Here is a 17,810-nt window from a genome sequence, read left to right as displayed (position 1 = left end):
GGCTTACTTCACCTTGAAGGTGACGTTACCCGTGATCGGATGCGTGTCCGAGGAGACGGCACGCCATTCGACGCGATAGTCGCCGGGCTGGAGCGCCTGTGCTGGCGTGATGACCATGGTCTTGCCGTCGCCGGCACCCGCGACGCTGGCGTTGATCTTCATCGGGCCATGGCTCGCCATTCCCGGCATGCCAGTCATGACAAGGCTCGCGGCGGAGAACTGCGGCACCAGCGTTTCGGAGAACTTCAGCTCGATGGTGGCTGGCGCAGAAACCTGCGACTTGTCGGCCGGCGTTGAAGACACCAGCGAAGGATGCGCGAATGCGGCGGTGGCGAACAGACCAGCAGCGATCGGCGCGACGAGCTTGGCGATGAAATGTGAACGGGTCATAGAAGTTTCTACCTGGATGTGTGAGGTGTGGTTTAAGAACGAAATGCCGAGATAAGGCTTGCACCTTTGCAACGGCGTGGAACGAAAGAAACGGTTTGCTGGGCGATAGCAGGCTCCTGTAGTTTCAGAAAGAAAATCCGGTCACAGTCGGCTCGCTCTCAGGCGCAAGGCGTTGCCAACGACCGACGCCGAACTCAGGCTCATCGCCAATGCTGCGATCAGCGGCGACAGCAGCCAGCCCGTGAGGGGATAGAGAACCCCGGCGGCGATGGGGATGCCCAGCGCGTTGTAGAGGAAGGCGAACATGAGGTTCTGCTTCATGTTGCGCACGGTACTCACCGAGAGCGTGCGAGCGACAGCGATGCCACGCAGGTCACCCTTGACCAGCGTGACCTGGGCGCTGTTCATCGCCACGTCGGTTCCCGTTCCCATGGCGATGCCCACGTCTGCCTTCGCCAAGGCCGGCGCGTCGTTGATGCCGTCTCCGGCCATGGCGACGATGCGTCCTTCTTTCTGCAGTCGCTCGATCAACATGAGCTTGTCCGCCGGCTTGACCTCACCATGCACCTCGTCGATGCCTAGGCGTGCACCGACGGCTTTGGCGGTGGTCTGCCCGTCCCCGGTGGCCATGATGACCCGCAGGCCCGCAGCCTTCAACGCGGCCAGGGCCTCGGGGGTGCTGCCCTTGACCGGATCGGACACGGCGAGCAAGCCCGCGAGCTGCCCGTCCACAGCCAAGTACATGACGCTGGCCCCTTCGCCGCGCAGAGCTTCGGCCTGGGGTACGAGCGGTTCCACCGATACGCCAGACTGTTCCATCAGCACTGTGTTGCCCAACGCCAGTTGCCGGTGCTCAACCTTTCCGCGCACGCCGATGCCGGTTCCCGATTCAAAGCTCTGAGGCTTCACGAGTTGGAGGCCCTGGGCACGCGCGGCCTGCACGATGGCGTCGGCCAGGGGGTGTTCACTGCCCTGGTCCAGGCTGGCCGCAAGACGCAGCACCTCATCGTTCGTAAAGCCGGGTGCTGCGACGACCTGATCGAAAGCAGGTCGGCCTTCGGTCAGGGTTCCTGTCTTGTCGATGACGAGGGTATCGACCTTGCGAAGATTCTCGATCGCCGCGGCATCGCGGAACAGCACGCCCTGCGTGGCGCCACGGCCCGTTGCGACCATGATCGACATCGGCGTGGCCAGACCCAGCGCGCACGGGCAGGCGATGATCAGGACGGCCACCGCATTGATCAGTCCATAGACCCAGGTGGGCTGTGGCCCGAAGAATCCCCATACAAGGAGCGTCGTTACCGCAATGGCGACGACGGCCATCACGAAGTAGCCGGCAACGACATCGGCCATGCGTTGCATCGGCGCCTTGGAACGCTGCGCCTGGGCGACCATCTGGACGATCTGCGATAGAACGGTGTCCGAGCCGATCCGCTCCGAACGCATGACCAGCGCGCCGCTGGTGTTGAGTGTGGCCCCGATGACCTTGTCGCCCACGCGCTTGCTGACGGGCAGCGGTTCGCCGGTCAGCATGGATTCGTCAATCGAGCTGCTGCCCTCGTGCACGATGCCATCCACCGGCACCTTCTCGCCGGGTCGGATGCGCAGCAGATCGCCGACGTGCACATGGCTGAGCGGCACGTCTTCCTCGCTGCCGTCCGCATTGATGCGCCGCGCGGTCTTGGGCGCCAGCCCCAGCAGCGACTTGATGGCTGCCGAAGTCTGGGAGCGGGCCTTGAGTTCCAGCACCTGGCCGAGCAGTGTCAGCGAGATGATGACGGCGGCGGCCTCGAAATACACGCCGACCCGTCCCATGGACATGAAGGAAGCTGGAAACACTTCCGGCGCAACGGTTGCCACAACGCTGTAGATGAATGCCGCACCCGTTCCCAGGCCGATCAGTGTCCACATGTTCGGGCTGCGGTTGACCACGGACAGCCAGCCGCGGGAGAAGAAGGGCCAGCCGGCCCACAGCACGATCGGCAACGACAGCACCAACTCGACCCAGCTCTGTGTAGCCATGTCCATCAGGTGTAGCCGCTCGCCCAGCATCGCCAGCGCCAGGACCACGAGCGTCAACGGCAAGGTCCACCAGAAGCGACGCGAGAAGTCACGCAACTCCGGGTTGTCGTCATCGAGGTCGGGCAGCAGAGGCTCCAGCGTCATCCCGCACTTGGGGCAGGTTCCCGGATGATCCTGGCGGATCTCCGGGTGCATCGGGCAGGTGTAGATGGTTCCGGGTGCGGTTGGCGATGCCGCCGGGGCCGGTGAAATCGCGGTGCTGGCATGGTGATGCGGTGCATGGCCGCTGCCTGTGCCTATGCCCGCGTCACCGCTGGCATATCGCGCCGGATCGGCGTCGAATTTGGCCTTGCATCCGGTGCTGCAAAACAAGTACGTGTTCCCCAAGTGCGTGGAACGGTGCTCCGACGCCGCCGTGACCGCCATGCCACACACCGGATCTCGCGTCGCGGCATCGGGCTGCGTGTGGCTTGAGGACCCGCCCGCGTCGTCACTTCCAGCATGGCTGGCGTGATGGTGGTGCGTATGCGGGCCGGACGTTGTGGCACCCGCCGCCATGCCTGCGTGCTCATGTCCTGAAGACTTGCTGGGTGAATTCATAGTGACAAGTGCCCTCCGCCGTTAACCTTTGGTGTCTGGTGATCGCAGCAGGCCGCAGGCGCGCAAGGAGACAAGCGCGGCGTCGCGTGCTCGCACGGTGCGAGTGCCTCGACTCATTGCTTCTGCTCCTTGGAGGCTGCGGCACCTTCCTTACCCTGACGCGCGGCATGATCGTGTCCGCCGTGGCCGTGACCACGGTGCATGAACAGGTGCATCAGCGGACAAGCCGCCAGCAGCAGGAAGGGGAGATAGCCGGCAACATGTGCCGTATGCTCCTTGAGCAGGAAATACGCGGCGACAGCGGCGATGATGAGGAACGCCACGCCGTAGCGCGATCGCCAGAACCGGGGGCGATCGCTGGGGGTCTGTGTGTGCTGATGCTGCATGGCATATCTCCACGGAGAAGGGTTGATGGATGGTCAGCGATGCGACTGATAGACCGTGCTGCTACCGTTTTTCCCAATCAGCAGCACGTCGTAGGCGTCCTTGCGTCCACCATAGGCCGGACCATCCATGCCGGGCGAACCGACCGGCATGCCGGGCGCCGCGAGGCCGATGGCCTGCGGGGCTTCGCGCAGCAAGCGTTGAATGTCCGAGGCAGGCACATGACCCTCGATGGCATAGCCGCCGATCTGCGCCGTGTGGCAAGAACCGTACTTCTGCGGGATGCCCAGCCGCGTGCGCGCTGCGGTGTTCCCGGTGTCGAGAACCTGCACATCGAAGCCTGCGCCTTGCAGGTGTGAGACCCAGTCCTTGCAGCATCCGCAGCTCGGGTCCTTCCAGACCTTGGCAATCGGTCGGCTCTGCGCCAGGCTCGGTCCTGCGAGTGCCATCACCAACAAGCCAGCGATCAATGCCTGGCGTCTCGGCACTTTGCCCTGGCTTCTGTCGTAGTGCATGTTCATGGATCGCCTCTCATCAGATGATCAAACCCGCTAGGTTCTAGAACCAGAATCGCACGCCAGCCACCCAGCGCGTCTGCTGCGCACGGCCGCCTTCGGCACGCACATAGTCCGCGGTGCGTCCGAAGCTGCCCGCCCGTTCCACGCCGATATAGGGGGCGAACTGGCGACTGAATTCATAGCGCAGGCGCAAGCCAGCAGACGCTTCGGCCAGGCCCTTGCCGATACCGCGTTCCGGGTCGTCCTTGCCATAAAACTGCAACTCGGCGCGAGGCTCCAGAATCAGTCGCTGGGTCAGCAGCAGCTCGTAGCTGCCTTCGACACGCAGCGCCGTACGTCCACCACTTCCCACGTAGCCCGTCGCCTCCAGCTCGAACCAGTAGGGGGCGAGGCCCTGGATGCCGAAAGCCAACCATTGACGGCTCGGGCCTTCCCCGTTATCCACCCGAACGCCGAGCTGGGTGTCCCAGTACGGTGCGACGGCGTGCCCCCAGAGAAGCTCGGTACGCGATTCTTCGAGCTTTCCTTTGGCGATATCGCCTTCGGCCTTCACGACGGCCTTGTTGTAGGTCGTCCCATACCACGCCTGGAGGTCGTAGGCCGTGGAGTCGTCTCCTTTGCGCGTGAAGCGGCGTTCCAGAGTTTCGCCGCGCAACGAAAAGAACCTGTGTTCGTCGGCCAGCATCAGCCGCGGCACACCGGGTACGGCGTAGTCGCCCGATCCCAATGTCAGGCCATTGGAGTAGCCATGCGGATCGCGGGCGTCAGGAGGCGCCGACCCGCCCTGCATCTGCATGTTGCCGTGATCCATGGCCGGGGCCGCGGTCGAGCCGCTCGCCGACGTCGCGTGACCCGCGTGCGGGTCGGCGGCAGGAGCCACGGTCTGAGTGGATGGCGCGGCCGTTTGAGCGTCGGCCTGGCCGTGCGCTGCATGGTCGTTCTGTGCTTGTGCCTGGGCGGCGACGCTTACCAGGGCCAGAAGCGTCGTGGCCAGTGCGCGAGTGGGGAGTGCTTTGGACATTCTTGGTCTTCCTTGTGCGCTGGGTTCAAGACACCACGACTTCGCGGAACATGCCGGCATCCATGTGGAACATCAGGTGGCAGTGCCACGCCCAGCGGCCGAGCGCGTCGGCTGTCACCAGGAAGCTGATGCGTTGTGCCGGCTGCACCGGCAGGGTGTGGCGGCGCGCAAGGAAGCGACCGTCGGGGCTTTCCAGCTCGCTCCACATGCCGTGCAGGTGCATGGGATGGGTCATCATGGTGTCGTTGTGCAGAATGACCCGCAGCCGCTCGCCGTGTTTGAAGTGCACCGGCGTGGACTTTCCGAACTCCAGCCCGTCCAGGGACCATGCGTAGCGTTCCATGTTGCCCGTGAGGTGCAGTTCGACCTCCCGGCCGGGGCCTCTCTTGTCCAGCGGCCCCGACGGGGTATGCAGATCCGCGAGGGTCAACACGCGCCGACCGTTGTTGCGCAGTCCGATGCCGGGGTCATCGAGGTTGGTGCGCGCCATGTCAACGCGCATGTCCGTGCTGGCACCATACTCGGTGCGAGCGTGGCGAGCAGTAGTGCTGGGCACGGCCAGTCCCCCCGCCGCCGCGGCGTGTTGGCTGTGATCCATCGCCATGCCACCGTGGTTCATGGCGCCGTGATTCATGCCTGCCATCGCCCCATGATCCATCCCGGACATCGAACCCGAGCCCATCCCGGTCATCCCGGTCATGCCCGTCATGCCCGTCATCCCGGTCATCTCCATGGCCTGGCCGGACCCGCCATGGTCCATGCCCCCCATCATGCCGCCCATCATGTCGTTCATGGTCAGCCATTCGACCGGATCGAGGGCAGGCACGGGAGCTTGAAGACCTTCACGCACGGCCAGCGTGGCACGCGCGTAGCCTGTCCGGTCCATCGCCTGGGCGAAGATCGTGTAAGCGTCATCCCGTGGCTGGACGATCACGTCGACGGTTTCGCCAGGACCGAATCGGAACTCATCGACGGTCACCGGCTCCACGTCAACACCATCGACGTGCACCACCGTGAGTTTCAGTCCTGGAATGCGTACGTCGTAGAAGGTGTTGCCCGCACCGTTGACCATGCGCAGCCGCACGCGCTCACCCGGTCGGAACAGCGCCGTCCAATTGCCGGCGGGGGTGACGCCGTTGGCCAGATAGGTCAGCGTGGCGGCGGACAGATCGGCGAGATCCGTCGGATTCATCCGCATCTCGTTCCACATCTTGCGCTTGTCGATCGCAGCGGCCGTGCCTTCGCGCGAGGCGTCCCGGAAGAAGTCGAAGACGGTAGGTTGGTTGTAGTTGTAATAGTCGCTTTGGGACTTGAGCTTGGTGAACACCCGCATCGGGTCTTCGTCGGTCCAATCCGAGAACAGCAGCACGTGGTCACGGTCGGCGTGGATGGTCTCGGCGCCAGCGGGGTCGATGATGATCGCCCCGTACATGCCCGTGAGTTCCTGGAAGCCGGAGTGCGAGTGGTACCAGTAGGAGCCGCTCTGCTGAACCTTGAAGCGGTACGTGAAGGTCTCGCCGGGAGCGATGCCATTGAAGCTGATGCCCGGCACGCCATCCATCTGATACGGCAGGATGATCCCGTGCCAGTGAATGGATGTGGCTTCACGCAGCTTGTTGGTTACACGGATTGTGACGGTGTCACCCTCGCGCCAACGCAATGTCGGTGCCGGCAGCGAGCCGTTGATGGTCGTAGCCACGCCTGGCTTGCCCGTGAAGTTCACGGGCGATTCGGCGATCACCAAGTCGAACTCGGTGCCCTTCAGCACAGGGGCGGCACCGCGCGTCGCGGAGCCTTGCTGGGCAAATGCCTTGAACGCCGGCGTGGACAGCCCAGCGAGAACGCCGCCGGCGGCTAACCCTTGGACGAAACGCCGACGAGAAAGGCCCTGTGTGGGCACGATAAAAAAGGGTGAACGAGGCGGCATGGCCTGAAATCCTCCATAGATGACTCGGAAGTCGTTCTAAACGCCACCCCATCCTGAGCGGCACAGTTCGACGCAATGCAGGTCATGCTATGGGTTGGGCACTTTCCATCGAATGACCCCTGAATTACATTCATGTAATGTTCGTGTCATGTTCGTGGAAGCTGGCAACCAGTAAATTGCTGATTGAAAGTGGATGAATGCGTACATCGTGAGCGGCTATTTTTCCGCGCCGTAGCGATTTCATGGGACATGCGATGAAACTGCTGGTCGTTGAAGACGAGAACAAGACGGCGGATTACGTCCGCCAAGGTCTCATGGAGGCGGGATTCGTCGTGGATCTGGCGCGCAACGGATTGGACGGACACCACCTGGCCATGGGCGAGACATACGATCTGGTGGTCTTGGATGTCATGCTGCCGGATGTCGATGGCTGGCGCATCGTGCGTGCCCTTCGAGATGCCGGTAAACAGGTCCCTGTGCTCTTTCTGACGGCGCGTGGCGGTGTAGACGACCGTGTCAAGGGATTGGAACTGGGAGCGGACGACTACCTCGTCAAGCCATTCGCGTTCTCTGAGTTGCTGGCGCGGGTGCGGACGCTGCTGCGACGCGGAAGCGCTCCGAGCCAGCCTGATCGCATCCAGGTTGCCGATTTGGTGCTGGACTTGGCGCGCCGGCGCGCAACGCGCGCTGGCCAACGCATCAATCTCACCAGCAAGGAGTTCGCGTTGCTTGAGCTCCTGGCCCGTCGCCAGGGGGAGGTCCTTCCACGGTCTCTGATCGCGTCGCAGGTATGGGACATGAATTTCGACAGCGACAGCAACGTCATCGATGTAGCCATCCGCCGTCTACGCGCGAAGATAGACGATGCGTTCAATCCGAAGCTCATCCACACCGTGCGTGGAATGGGATACACGCTCGATGCGCCCGATGATGCCCCTGCGCCATAAGCCGCGGCAAAGCCGTCCAGCGTCGCTTGCATTGAGGGTCACGGCCCTCGTTGGTATCGCCACGACCTTGGTGTTTCTTGTGTTCAATTGGGTCATTCTCCGGTCGTTGGAGCACCACTTTGCTCAACAGGATGCCCACGAACTGGAGGCAGTGACAACCGCTTTGGCTCAGCCCTTGCACCAGCTTGCAAGTGACATCGCAAGCGACGAACTGAAGCAACACTTGGCCAACGCAGTCGCAGGACATCATGGGATGACGTACGGCGTCTACGATGGGGCTGGCAATAGCATCTATGCCACGCCCGGTCCTGACCTGTCTAAACTTGCCAGTAGCAAAAAGTTGGTCAACCGCATCACCGCTGACGATTTGATCGTGTGGCAGGAGGATCAGAGGTCATATCGAGGTGTGGTGCTGCAACTGCCTGCTGACGATTCAGCGGCGCCCGGCTACCGCATCGTCGCTGCCATGGACATCGGCTTTCATCTCGACTTCCTGGCGGAGTTCAAGCGCATGCTCTGGTGGGCAACCGGCTTGGTCATGTGTCTGGCGCTCGGTGTGGCTTGGCTGGCGGTGCAGTGGGGCCACCTGCCGATTCGCAAGGTCAATGAAGAGATTCGGGCGATTCGCTCTTCAAAGCTGGATGTGAGGCTGGATCCTCGGGATGTGCCGATCGAACTGGCGGAACTGGTATTCGCCTTCAACGATATGTTGGCGAGAATCGAGGAAGGCTTCACCCGGCTATCACACTTTTCCGCAGACATCGCGCACGAGTTGCGCACGCCCGTCACCAACCTGGTCACGCAGACTCACGTGGCGCTTGGCCAGCCGCGCAGCAACGAGGAATACAGAGAAATCCTCTATTCAAATTTGGAAGAGTTTGATCGGATGGGACGCATGATTGGTGACATGCTGTTTCTTGCCCAAACGGAAAATGATCCCCGCAACTTGCGTCTGTCTACCATTGATCTGTCCGAATTGGTGCGGAGTCTGTTCGACTATTTCGAGGCGCTGGCAGAAGATAGCGGCATTACGCTTGGTGTTAAAGGGGCGATCGGCAGCATAGCGGCGGATCGGGAAATGCTCACCCGGGCGCTGAACAATCTTCTCTCGAATGCAATTCGACACACGCCTCGCGGCAAGAGCATCACGGTCTTGCTTTCGCAGGACGAGCAGTGGACAACGATCAGTGTGGTCAATCCCGGTGAGAGAATTCCTGAGCGCGATCTACCAAAGCTCTTCAACCGCTTCTACCGAGTTGATCCGGCACGGCAACGAAATACGGCGGGCGCCGGTCTTGGCCTTGCCATCGTGAAATCGATTGCGGAGGCACATGGTGGCTCCGTTGCCGTGACCTCCAGTGAGCTTGTCACCAGGTTTGACTTGGTATTGCCCCATCTGCGGCAGTAGTCCGAGGGCGCTGCGGTCCGTCCAGCCAACTGGCGTATCTCTTTGCCTGATTCTGGGATCTACCCGGCCGGCCACGTTGCTACGCGAGCGGGACATTTTTTCTCCGTGACGTAAGCGTCCGGCAATCCCATCTTGAGATAGACCCAGTGTCGAGGCATCGTGTGCACGATGAACATCACGCACACTATGGCGAACGACACGATCGCCCAGCGCCCCAAGCGGCACTACTACCCCCCGGAACTTAAAGGCCAGATCGTGGCCGAATGCCAGGTCTCCGGCGCGTCAGTGGCCGGCGTAGCGCTTGCACACGGAATCAACGCCAACATCGTTCATCGCTGGATGCGCGAGCAAGCAGACTCCCTGTTGCCAGCGCCCCGGAATGAGTTCGTTGCGCTGAATCTGCCTCCACCAGTTGAACAGCTCCCAGCAACCGAGACCAGCTCGCCGCCCGTGTCGCGTGCGATTCGCGTTGATGTTCGGCGCAGCGCCAGCGTAGTCACCGTGAACTGGCCCCTGGAAGATGCAGCGTCATGTGCAGCGTGGCTGCGCGACTGGCTCCGATGATCCGCATTGATGCGCTGTGGCTCTCCACCGAGCCGCTGGACATGCGAGCAGGCACCGAGACGGCGCTCGCCCGGGTAGTGGCTGTCTTTGGCGCAGCGCGCCCACACCACGCCTATCTGTTCGCCAATCGACGAGCCAACCGCATGAAGGTGCTGGTGCACGACGGCATCGGTGTCTGGCTGGCGGCCCGGCGCCTGAATAGCGGCAAGTTCGTCTGGCCGCGCGATGCCGCCACCACCGCCACACTCAGCCGAACGCAGTTCGATGCGCTCGTGCTGGGCCTGCCCTGGAAGAACGTCGGCGAGGCTGGAGTCATCACTGTACTTTGAGTGCTCCGGTCGTTGGCCAGGCAATCAGCGCTTGCACCGATGCGCGAATGTGATGTTAGCCGCATCATCTTCTCCCGTGATCACCGCAGACCACCTTGACACCCTGGAGCCGCAGCAGATGCGAGCGGCCCTGCTGTCGTTGATGGGTGAGCTGGCCGAGCGAGACGGCGTGATCGCACGCCAGGGCCAAGAGGCGGTCTTCAAGCAGGCGCAGATCGACAAGCTCACGCACGAGAACGCACTGCTCAAGCGCATGAAGTTCGCCGCACAGTCGGAGCGCTTCAGCGCCGAGCAGAAGAGCCTGCTCGATGAATCGCTGGATGAGGACCTGCAGGCGGTGGCCGATGAGATCGAGCAGGCCACGCCGCCAGTGGCAGGCCGCCAAGACAAGCAAGTCCCCAAACGCGCACCCCTGCCGGCCAACCTGTCGCGGCGCGAGATCCGCCACGAGCCCGAGTCCACCACCTGCGCCTGCGGTTGCCAGATGAAGCGCATCGGCGAGGACGTGGCCGAGAAGCTGGACTACGCGCCCGGCGTGTTCACGGTGGAGCGCCACATCCGGGGCAAGTGGGCCTGTGCCCAGTGCGAGACGATTCACCAGGTGCCTGTCGATCCTCACATCATCGACAAAGGCATCCCTACCACTGGGCTACTGGCGCAAGTGCTGGTGGCCAAGTACGCCGACCACCTGCCGCTGTACCGCCAGGAAGCGATCTTCGGCCGCGCCGGCCTAGCCATCCCCCGCTCCACGCTGGCGCAATGGGTGGGCTCGTGTGGCGTGCAGTTGCAGCCACTGGTTGACGCCATGAGGACAGAGCTGCTGCAGCGCCGCGTGCTGCATGCCGACGAGACGCCGGTGTCCATGCTCAAGCCGGGCAACGGCAAGGCGCACCGGGCGTACCTATGGGCCTATGCCACGGGCGCCTTCGAGAACATCAAGGCGGTCGTCTACGACTTCTGCGAATCGCGCTCGGGCGAACACGCCCGGCGCTTCCTGGGCGACTGGAGAGGCAGCCTCACCTGTGACGACTTCAGCGGCTACAAGGCCTTGATCGCAAGTGGTGTGACCGAGGTCGGCTGCCTGGCGCACGCGCGGCGCAAGTTCTTCGATTTGCACGCGGCGAACCAAAGCCAGATCGCCGAGGTCGCGCTGCAGCAGTTCGCGCGGGTCTACGAGATCGAGCGTGAGGTCAAGGAGATTGCGACCGATCAGCGCCAAACCATCCGGCAACAACAAACGAAGCCGCTGCTTGATGCCTTGCACCAGTGGATGGTGCTGCAACGCCAGAAGGTGCCGGAAGGCTCGGCAAGCGCCAAAGCGCTGGACTACAGCTTGCGGCGCTGGGAGGCTTTGACCCGGTTCGTCGATGACGGACAGCTGCCCGTGGACAACAACTGGATCGAGAACCAGATTCGGCCGATTGCCATTGGCCGCAGCAACTGGCTCTTTGCGGGCAGCCTACGAGCTGGTCAGAGGGCAGCAGCCGTCATGACGCTCATCCAGTCAGCACGACTCAATGGGCATGATCCCTATGCGTATCTCAAGGACGTTTTGGCTCGCTTGCCGACGCAACGGGTTAGCCTGGTTCACGAGTTGCTACCGCATCGTTGGTTCGCACCGAGCTGAATGTCGTTATTTGAGGCTCCGCTCAGCGAACGGTTGGCCAGCTTGCCCCAGTGGCGCTGCGCAGCGATTCAAGTGCACCGCAATCGCCAACGCATACCCCTCCCGCACAGGTACTGCGGATGGCACGCAGTTGCTTGCGCAGCGCCTGCAACTCGGCGATTCGCTGCTCTACCAAGCGCATTTGATCGTCTAGCAAGGCATTGACCTCGTCGCAGGACATGGCGGGGTCGTCCTGCAACTGCAGCAGAGCCCGGATATCGTCGTGCGACATGTCCAGCGAGCGGCACCGAACGATGAAGGCCAACCTGTCGACATGCTGTTGGCCATATTGCCGATAGTTGTTGGCGGCCCGCAGGGGCGCCTGCAGAAGGCCCTCTGCTTCATAAAAGCGCACCGCGGGAACGGAGCACCCTGCCAATGACGATAGTTCACCGATTTTCATATTTGCCTACCTACCGCTTGACTCTACAGCTACTTGAGGGTTTCTAATACGGGACATGAGTACATGTCAAAGCAGTAGCTGCTCGAGCAGTTGCAATTCGCAGACGGTCGACGAGGCCCCAAGCGCCATTGCTTCCGTGGAGAGCACATTTTCAGTTCCGGGAATGGACTGCCCCTCCGAGGAGAACCTCATTCGCATGGCGCTGGGTGGTCTGACCGGGGTTGGGCCGATGACCTTCGATCTGGCCCATCGGCAGCTCCGGGTGGTGCACTCGGGCGAGCCCGCCAGGATCGCCCAGAAGCTGACGCCCCTGAACTTGGGTGCGGTTCTGCTGACAAGCGAGAGGCGCACCGAAGGCGGGCAGTGGAAGACGCGTTTCTCCGTGCCGAAGATGGATTGCCCGTCGGAGGAGAATCTCATTCGGATGGCGCTGGCCGATGCGTCGGCTGTTGCGGCACTGGACTTCGATCTGAAGGACCGTGTACTCACCGTGCAGCATGGGGGAAGTACGCAAGAGCTGCTGGGCCGTCTCATCCCTCTCAACCTCGGCGCGCAAGTGTTGGACAGCGTGCAAAGCGACGAGTCTACGGCCCCAGACGCAGAGGGGAATGCCTCTGAGGCTCGGACCTTAAAGCTGCTGCTCGCTATCAACGGTGCGATGTTTGTCTTTGAGTTGATCGTTGGCCTGATCGCCCAGTCCACAGGTCTCATAGCGGACTCGCTTGACATGTTCGCCGATGCGGCGGTCTACGGACTGGCGCTCTATGCGGTGGGCCGCGCCGCCGCCTTGAAGATGAAGGCAGCGCACATCGCTGGTTGGTTGCAAGTCGTGCTTGCGCTTGGCGCGCTTTTGGAGGTCGTTCGGCGGGCAGTTGTGGGAAGTGAGCCGGCGTCCATGCTCATGATGAGTATCGGGCTGGTCGCATTGATCGCCAACGTCACCTGCCTGGTGCTGATCGCCAAGAAGCGGGATCGGGGCGCCCACATGACGGCAAGCTACATTTTTTCTGCGAATGATGTGATCGCAAACGCGGGGGTGATAGTCGCTGGTGTTTTGGTCGCTTGGACGGGCTCCTCGTACCCTGACCTCGTGATTGGCGCAGTCATTGCGCTGATAGTGCTCAGCGGTGCCCGGCGCATCCTGAACCTCCGATAGCCAATCTAGCGGCATCCCACACCGATGCCTAGCCAAGGTGGGATGGCCGGCCGCTTACTCCGTGACTGCCACGTGCCCAGTCCTAGCGGCAGGCGCCGACATCATGCGCTTGTGTATCCCATCGCTACGTCCACACCGCACGGGAGGGCCTTTGCTCGGCCGCGATCCGGTCACAGTTCCGGACACCGTTCGTAGATAGCCTCCGATCGGTGCCGAACGTCTGCCTGCTCGGCACATCTGGCGCGCGCTCACTTGGCGGTGTGCGCTGAGCCCCTGAGGTGAGCTGGTCTGCTGGTTCGCTGCGCGGGGTATGTACCCCGTAGCTGGGTACAGAGAGTCTTTTTGATCAAGATCAAGGTACTGCCTTCACCTCAGCTCTATGCTGAGCTTAACAAGCCACATTTGGCACGGGTCGATCATGCTCAGAAACTATCGAGGACTTTTTAGCGGGGCCATGGAAATCTCCGGTGTTCAGCCCCATTCTTCTGGCATACCTGTTTTATGGATGGGCCTGATCAGCGCCCTGCACGGCACTCGAATGCGGGAATCTCGCCAATCGACAAGGGTCAACTTCACGAAGGAGCATCGCCATGAATATTCCGCCCGATCGAAGTAAGAGCACAGGAAACGGCCCGAACTGGTCTCGCATCAACCAGTGGCTGCTGTGGCTCGGCCTCGCCGCCGCCGTTGCCTGGATGTTCTACCGCCACAACGCCCATCTTCTGCAACTGCTTCCCTTCCTCTTCATCCTCGCCTGTCCGTTGATGCACATCTTCGGCCATGGCAGTCACGGCGCACATGGCGGTCATGACCATCAAGATCAGCCGCCTCGGGGCGATGAAGGGGGTTCGCCTGCGCGCCAATCAGACGACCGGAGCCGCCCGAAATCCGTCGACCAGTCCGGGCACCACCACTGAAACCACCGGAGCATCATCATGGAAACCATCGAACTCAAGGTTGCCGGCATGACCTGCGCCTCCTGCGCGAACTCGGTCAGCAAGGCGCTCAAGCGCGTAGCTGGTGTGCAAGACGTGCATGTCGATCTCGCTCGCGGCGCAGCGAGTGTCACCGGCGACCAGACGGCCCAGAAGACGCCTGAGCTGATCGCGGCCTTAGCTGCCGCGGGCTACGAGGCATCCGCTGATTCCTCGCCGGGCATTGCGGCGGGTGCCGGTGCCTCCCATGCGCCGGCCGCTGCCCGTTCAAAGGGGCATGGCGGCTGCTGCTGCCGCTGATCGACGCCATGGACGCACGCACGAACTCCCAGGGTATCGCCGCCGCACCGCTTGGGCTCTTTGCTGCCTACTGGGGCGACATGCTGTGGCGGACCGTCGCGTCCGGCGAAGCGCTGAGACAGCGCGCCAACAACATGACCGAACACGAAGCGGCGGGTATGCCGCCGCTGCTCCACTTCGAGTCAGAGCAGGTGGCTGACGGCCACGACTTGCAACCGGCGAGCAACTACCGGCTCCTGCGTGTCACTCGCTGTGGCACCGACGCCTTGGAGAAGCATGTGCGCAAAGGCGCCGCGCCGGTGCTGGTGGTCGATCCACGCGCCGGCCACGGCCCTGGCATTGGCGGCTTCAAACGCGATTCTGAAGTTGGCATGGCACTGCTCGAAGGCCATCCCGTGTACTTCGTAGTGTTCGATCCGGAGCCCGTCGAGGGCCAGACCATGGGCGCAGTCGTCCAGACCCTGGCCACATTCATCGACATGGTGGCCAAGCGCCACCGAGGCAAGGCCCCGATCGTCTACGGCAACTGCCAAGGCGGTTGGGCGATCACGCTGGCGCTGTCGCACTGCGAGCACCGTGCCGCCTTGGCAGTGCTCAATGGCTCGCCGCTGTCGTACTGGGCAGGCGAGAGAGGCATCAACCCCATGCGGCTGCTCGGTGGGTTCACGGGCGGCATCTGGCCGGCGCACTGGGCGTCGGACCTCGGCGCCGGGCGATTCGACGGTGCCTGGCTGGTCCAGAACTTCGAGGCGTTGCGGCCCGAGGGCGTGTTCAAGAAATACGACACGCTCTTCGCGCAGCCGGAGACTGAGCGCGATCGCTTCCTGGAGTTCGAGCGTTGGTGGAATGGCTTCTACCAGCTTGCCCGCGAGGAAATGTTGTCGATCGCAGGCGATCTTTTCGTAGGTAATCACCTGGAGAGCGGCGAGGTCGTGGTCGATGGCCACTGCCGCGCGGATCTCAGCCGCATTGGCGCACCGCTGGTGGTCTTTTGCTCCAACGGCGACAACATCACACCGCCCCACCAGGCGCTCGGCTGGCTCAAAGCGGTATATCCGACGACCGCAGACCTGGTGGCGGCGGGCCAGCGCGTGGTGTACCTGCTGCACCAACATGTTGGCCACCTTGGCATCTTCGTCTCCGCGGGGGTGGCGCGACGCGAGCACCGCGCCATCTTGCATCATGCCGAATCGATCCAGGCACTCAAGCCTGGACTCTACGAGATGGTTCTGGAGGACAGCGCCTCTTCGGAGTCGGCCGCCGCTGCGCAGTTCCAGCCGCGGCGGCTGGAAGACCTGCCTTACGACGCCAACCCGGCGGGGTTCGACAAGGTCGAAGCACTCTCGGAGATCACCGAGCGCTTCTATTCGCAGTGGGTGTCGCCGTGGGTCCGCTTCGCCGTCACCCCCGACTCGGCTCGTGAACTTCGCGCGCTGCACCCCATGCGCGTCAGTCGCAAGGTCTGGTCCGAGCAGGTGACCCCGGCCCTGGCGCTGCTGCCATGGGTGCAACGATGGCTTGAGCAGTGGAGTGCGCAGGATCCCCATCGGGTCGAAAATCCTTGGTATCAGCTTGAGCGAACTGGTGCAGACGCGATTGGGCAGGCCATGGAATCATGGCGCAAGAGCCGGGACCTGTGGGCTGAGCTTGTGTTCGAGCAGGCCTATGCCAACTGAACGACCCTCCACTGTGGCTGCAAAAAGAGACGCTCACGGGTCGCAAGCAGCACGCTCCTTGTCGGAGGCGATGCGCCTGCCACGGCCGATTTCGCTTTTCAGCGTCGTCCAGGCACGGATCAAAGTTGGATTCTCCCGCATCACCACGCCAGCAACGGCGCTACAGCATCGGAAGCATGGGCCTGATCGGCGGCCTCGCGTGCTGCTAGCGCCGAGCGAAACTTGGCAATTCGATCTGATGAACGTTGCCAATGGCGGCGACGTCGGCACTGACCGGCGCTGACGGAGCTCCGACATGCGCGTCCTCGCCATCAATGCCGGCAGTGCGACCCTGAAGTTCGGAGTTTTCGAGTCGGCTCGTACCTTGCCATTGATCGACTCGGCGATTGATCATCCTGCGGTGGATGCTGCGACCTTCGAGGAGATCGAGCGGCACTTGCACAGGGCGGGTGTCACAACGCTCGATGGCATTGGTCACCGCGTCGCACACGGTGGCCCACTGTTGAGCAACGCGGTGCTCGTGGATGAAGAAGTCGAACGCGAGATCGGCAAGGCTTCGGCTCTGGCGCCGCATCACAATCCTGCCGCATTGGCCGGCATACGCCTGACCCGTGAGCGTTGGCCCGGCGTGCGCCACGTCGCGGTCTTCGACACCGCTTTCCATGACGACATGCCCGAATACGCCCATTCCTATGCTGTTCCGCCATCGTGGCGCGCGGCAGGGGTACGGAGATACGGCTTCCATGGCCTGTCCCACCAGGGTGTACTGGCCGCCGTCAGCACCGAGCTGAAACGGCCGCCGTCAGAACTTCGTATCGTGAGCTGCCACATTGGAAGCGGCGCCAGCGTCTGCGCGATCGATCGCGGAAGGTCGGTCGATACATCTATGGGAATGACCGCGCTTGAAGGTCTTGTGATGGGCACGCGCTGTGGAGACCTCGACCCTGGCGTACCCGGCTTCGTCGCACGCGCACTGGGTTTGACGTTGGCGCAGATCGAGGCGGCGCTTTACAGCGACAGTGGACTCAAAGGATTGTCGGGTGAGAGTTCGGACCTGCGGATTGTGGAGAAGCGCGCGGGAGAAGGAGTCGCAGCCGCCCAACTGGCAATGCAGGTTCACGCGTACCGCGTGCGCAAATACATCGGCGCCTACGCCGCCGCGATGGGCGGTTGCGATGCTGTGGCCTTCACTGGCGGAGCTGGAGAAAATTCGGCCGCGTTGCGTCGGCGCATCGTTGATGGCCTGGAGTTCATCGGCCTGGAACTAGACGAAGAGCGCAATCGCGCCTACTCGCCCAACACTGAAGTCGCCCAGTTGCAGTCATCCCGATCCGCCGTCGCCGTGCTGGTGGTTCAAGCACGCGAGCAGTTAGCGATCGCGCGTGAGACGTTCCGAGCGCTGAATGACCAGGCAAGTGGTTTGGTATAGGCAATGAACTGGGACAAGACCACGATAAGTCTTCCTCCGGGCCGGGAGCCACGCCCGTTGATGCTCGCGCCGATGATGGTCCAGTTGCCCATCCAACCGCACGTTGAAGGAAGAAACGGAGCGGTTCAGACACCG

The 17,810-nt window shown here is 62.6% G+C and carries 17 protein-coding genes; 10 read left to right on the top strand and 7 right to left on the bottom strand.

Annotated elements, in window-relative coordinates:
* Positions 1 to 3: 3 nt before the first annotated feature.
* The 6 genes from copC to ACZ5YA_RS28025 all read right to left on the bottom strand — a co-directional run bounded on the left by copC (position 4) and on the right by ACZ5YA_RS28025 (position 6,862).
* The gene (copC, locus tag ACZ5YA_RS28050) at positions 4 to 390 is read right to left on the bottom strand and encodes a copper homeostasis periplasmic binding protein CopC (RefSeq protein WP_008063308.1); all 387 of its coding nucleotides are present in this window, start codon (positions 388 to 390) and stop codon (positions 4 to 6) included.
* 141 nt (positions 391 to 531) lie between these two features.
* Complete coding sequence (locus ACZ5YA_RS28045) at positions 532 to 2,970, bottom strand: heavy metal translocating P-type ATPase (protein WP_446934131.1); 2,439 nt, start codon at positions 2,968 to 2,970, stop codon at positions 532 to 534.
* Between the two features lie 155 nt (positions 2,971 to 3,125).
* The gene (locus ACZ5YA_RS28040) at positions 3,126 to 3,398 is read right to left on the bottom strand and encodes a DUF2933 domain-containing protein (RefSeq protein ID WP_003097518.1); all 273 of its coding nucleotides are present in this window, start codon (positions 3,396 to 3,398) and stop codon (positions 3,126 to 3,128) included.
* A 33-nt stretch (positions 3,399 to 3,431) separates the two neighbouring features.
* Positions 3,432 to 3,917 carry a DUF411 domain-containing protein gene (locus ACZ5YA_RS28035; protein ID WP_003090303.1) on the bottom strand — a complete coding sequence of 162 codons (486 nt, stop codon included), beginning with the start codon at positions 3,915 to 3,917 and terminating at the stop codon, positions 3,432 to 3,434.
* Between the two features lie 37 nt (positions 3,918 to 3,954).
* Entirely contained in the window at positions 3,955 to 4,935 is a 981-nt protein-coding gene (locus ACZ5YA_RS28030) for a copper resistance protein B (protein ID WP_005408883.1), read from the bottom strand.
* Positions 4,936 to 4,960: 25 nt separating this feature from the next.
* On the bottom strand, positions 4,961 to 6,862 hold the full coding sequence (locus ACZ5YA_RS28025) for a copper resistance system multicopper oxidase (RefSeq protein WP_003097515.1): 1,902 nt from the start codon (positions 6,860 to 6,862) through the stop codon (positions 4,961 to 4,963).
* Between the two features lie 254 nt (positions 6,863 to 7,116).
* Between ACZ5YA_RS28025 and ACZ5YA_RS28020 the strand changes: the two genes are divergently transcribed.
* The 5 genes from ACZ5YA_RS28020 (at position 7,117) to tnpC (ending at position 11,737) form a co-directional block, all read left to right on the top strand.
* Complete coding sequence (locus ACZ5YA_RS28020; RefSeq protein WP_003097513.1) at positions 7,117 to 7,809, top strand: heavy metal response regulator transcription factor; 693 nt, start codon at positions 7,117 to 7,119, stop codon at positions 7,807 to 7,809.
* The gene (locus ACZ5YA_RS28015) at positions 7,793 to 9,217 is read left to right on the top strand and encodes a Cu(+)/Ag(+) sensor histidine kinase (RefSeq protein ID WP_003121551.1); all 1,425 of its coding nucleotides are present in this window, start codon (positions 7,793 to 7,795) and stop codon (positions 9,215 to 9,217) included. Before ACZ5YA_RS28020 ends, ACZ5YA_RS28015 begins: the two co-directional genes overlap by 17 nt.
* Positions 9,218 to 9,385: 168 nt before the next feature.
* Entirely contained in the window at positions 9,386 to 9,781 is a 396-nt protein-coding gene (tnpA, locus tag ACZ5YA_RS28010) for an IS66-like element accessory protein TnpA (RefSeq protein ID WP_464091488.1), read from the top strand.
* Positions 9,778 to 10,110: an IS66 family insertion sequence element accessory protein TnpB gene (tnpB, locus tag ACZ5YA_RS28005; RefSeq protein WP_003121550.1), complete on the top strand. Its 333-nt coding sequence runs from the start codon at positions 9,778 to 9,780 to the stop codon at positions 10,108 to 10,110. Before tnpA ends, tnpB begins: the two co-directional genes overlap by 4 nt.
* A 76-nt stretch (positions 10,111 to 10,186) precedes the next feature.
* A complete protein-coding gene (tnpC, locus tag ACZ5YA_RS28000; protein WP_003124459.1) occupies positions 10,187 to 11,737 on the top strand; it encodes an IS66 family transposase in 1,551 nt (516 codons plus the stop codon).
* A gap of 22 nt (positions 11,738 to 11,759) precedes the next feature.
* On the opposite strand, the gene cadR is transcribed toward tnpC, so the two are convergent.
* Positions 11,760 to 12,179, bottom strand: a complete 420-nt coding sequence (cadR, locus tag ACZ5YA_RS27995; RefSeq protein ID WP_010791743.1) for a Cd(II)/Pb(II)-responsive transcriptional regulator — start codon at positions 12,177 to 12,179, stop codon at positions 11,760 to 11,762.
* A 55-nt stretch (positions 12,180 to 12,234) separates the two neighbouring features.
* Here cadR and ACZ5YA_RS27990 point away from each other — a divergent pair, with 55 nt between their 5' ends.
* The 5 genes from ACZ5YA_RS27990 to ACZ5YA_RS27970 all read left to right on the top strand — a co-directional run bounded on the left by ACZ5YA_RS27990 (position 12,235) and on the right by ACZ5YA_RS27970 (position 17,675).
* Positions 12,235 to 13,335, top strand: coding sequence for a cation efflux transmembrane domain-containing protein (locus ACZ5YA_RS27990; protein WP_077446928.1), 1,101 nt, complete (start codon positions 12,235 to 12,237; stop codon positions 13,333 to 13,335).
* A gap of 590 nt (positions 13,336 to 13,925) precedes the next feature.
* Positions 13,926 to 14,252 (top strand): DUF2933 domain-containing protein, encoded by a 327-nt coding sequence (locus ACZ5YA_RS27985; protein ID WP_003090285.1) that lies wholly within the window; start codon positions 13,926 to 13,928, stop codon positions 14,250 to 14,252.
* Positions 14,253 to 14,270: 18 nt separating this feature from the next.
* Positions 14,271 to 14,570 (top strand): heavy-metal-associated domain-containing protein, encoded by a 300-nt coding sequence (locus tag ACZ5YA_RS27980; RefSeq protein ID WP_003090284.1) that lies wholly within the window; start codon positions 14,271 to 14,273, stop codon positions 14,568 to 14,570.
* 8 nt (positions 14,571 to 14,578) lie between these two features.
* Positions 14,579 to 16,246, top strand: coding sequence for a DUF3141 domain-containing protein (locus tag ACZ5YA_RS27975; protein ID WP_003090283.1), 1,668 nt, complete (start codon positions 14,579 to 14,581; stop codon positions 16,244 to 16,246).
* 295 nt (positions 16,247 to 16,541) lie between these two features.
* Positions 16,542 to 17,675, top strand: a complete 1,134-nt coding sequence (locus tag ACZ5YA_RS27970; RefSeq protein WP_003090282.1) for an acetate/propionate family kinase — start codon at positions 16,542 to 16,544, stop codon at positions 17,673 to 17,675.
* Positions 17,676 to 17,810: the final 135 nt, after the last annotated feature.

Source organism: Achromobacter sp. JCM 18799, assembly GCF_055395645.1.
This window is presented reverse-complemented; position numbering and strand designations above follow the sequence as displayed.